Source organism: uncultured Shewanella sp. (assembly GCF_947501665.1).
In the GTDB taxonomy this organism is placed as follows: domain Bacteria; phylum Pseudomonadota; class Gammaproteobacteria; order Enterobacterales; family Shewanellaceae; genus Shewanella.
The window spans coordinates 1-245 of sequence record NZ_CANMWS010000113.1; the positions used below are offsets into that span (position 1 = coordinate 1).

The 245-nt window shown below is 43.3% G+C and carries 1 protein-coding gene; it reads right to left on the minus strand.

The features are described from left to right. Nucleotides 1-245, minus strand: a 245-nt coding sequence (locus Q0976_RS24135; protein ID WP_299497412.1) for an AMP-binding protein, incomplete at both ends; no start/stop codon positions are given.

A 245-nucleotide genomic window follows, 5' to 3' on the forward strand; every position in this document is an offset into this window, starting at 1 on the left:
TAATCAGTGTGTCTGGTGTTAACACTTCTCCTAAACGAGCCTGATATTGGGCACGTAAGTAACGTGCAAGTTGGTTCACTCTTTCGTTCAATTGACGATATGTGAGTGCTTCACCTTGATAAACCAACGCAATATTCTCTGGCGTCGCTATCACCTGCTCTTCAAAAGCCTGATGTAATGTCTTCTCTTGTGGGTACGCTGAATTGGTGTCATTCCACTGATATAAAAGCTTCTCTTTCTCTGCG